The sequence below is a fragment of the Amycolatopsis sp. NPDC043885 genome, assembly GCF_056435685.1.
In genome coordinates this window covers 1-1,311 of the sequence record NZ_JBWKEA010000043.1, presented here as the reverse complement: position 1 = coordinate 1,311, position 1,311 = coordinate 1, and the positions used below count along the sequence as shown (strand labels likewise).

The 1,311-nt window shown below is 64.4% G+C and carries 1 protein-coding gene; it reads left to right on the top strand.

Features of this window, described 5'->3' with window-relative positions; all coding sequences use genetic code 11:
* Nucleotides 1-125: 125 nt before the first annotated feature.
* Complete coding sequence (locus AC069I_RS44340; RefSeq protein WP_478268075.1) at nt 126-1,277, top strand: integrase core domain-containing protein; 1,152 nt, start codon at nt 126-128, stop codon at nt 1,275-1,277.
* Nucleotides 1,278-1,311: the final 34 nt, after the last annotated feature.

The following is a 1,311-nucleotide window of genomic DNA, read 5'->3' as shown; positions in this document are numbered from 1 at the left end:
TGTCTGAGTTCAGGACATGTCGGACAGTTGATGTTTCAGGACCTCACGGACACTGACCGGCCTGTCGGCGTGGTGACCAGGGCTTGTGTGGTGATCATGCGGCGATGGGCAGAGCAGGTTTTCCGATGGATCCTGAGTTCGTCGCCGCGATCGTCAGGTCGGCTGCGGGCGAGAAGATCAACGTGGCGCGGTTCTGTCGCGAGCACGGGGTTTCCCGTGACACCTTCTATCGGTATGTGGCTCGGTTCCGGAGCGAGGGGACCGTCGGGTTCGCCTGCCGCAGCACCGCTCCGCTGAGCCATCCGTCCGCGCTGGGTGAGGAGGTGGCCGAGGCGGTGCTGCGGGCCCGTAAAGAGCTCGAGGAGGAAGGCCTGGACAACGGGCCGATCTCGATTCGCTGGCGTCTGGAGGACGCCGGGATGCTCCCGCCGCCCTCGCAGTCGTCGATCTACCGGATCCTGCGTGATCGCGGCCAGATCGAACCCGAGCCACGCAAGAAGCCCCGCACGCGGCGCCGGTTCCAGTACCCGGACCCGAACGGCTGCTGGCAGATCGATGGGACGGAGCACTACCTGGCCGACGGCACCAAGGTCTGCATCATCCAGATCCTGGATGACCATTCCCGCCTCGATGTCGGCTCCTACGCCGCGGTCAGCGAGAACGGTGCTGACACCTGGACCGCGGTGCAACTGGCCATCGCCTGCTACGGGGCGCCGGTGAAACTGTTGTCCGACAACGGGCTGGCTTTCTCCGGCAAACACCGCGGCTGGATGGCCGATCTGGAACGTCACCTCGCCGAACACGGCGTCACCACGATCGCCTCGTCGGTCTATCACCCGCAAACCTGCGGCAAGAACGAACGCGTCCATCAGACTCTGCAGAAATGGCTCGCCGCCCGGCCCCCGGCCGAGAATCTTGCCGCCCTGCAACAGCTGCTCGACGACTACCGCACAATCTACAACAACCGAAGACACCAGAGCCTCGACGGCCAGACCCCGCAGCAACGCTACGACGCCAGCCTCAAAGCCACTCCACCCGAAGGCTCCAAAGCTCCCAGCGGAACCACCCAACGCCCCGTCTCCAGCACCGGGGTCATCGCCTTCTCCGGCTGCTCCATCGTGCTAGGCCGACGCTGGGCCGGCCAGAACGCCACCGTGTTCTGGCAGGGCGACCGCGTCGTCATCATGATCGGCGACACACTCGCCCGCCAGCTCACCCTCAACAGAGCAATACGCTACCAACCACTGACCAACCCAAAACTGTCCGACATGTCCTGAAACACATCTGTCCGTGAGGTCCTGAAACAGGACA

Bases quoted from the DNA above. Each gene is read 5' to 3' on its own strand.
- AC069I_RS44340 (WP_478268075.1), top strand. From the start codon at position 126: ATGGATCCTGAGTTCGTCGCCGCGATCGTCAGGTCGGCTGCGGGCGAG.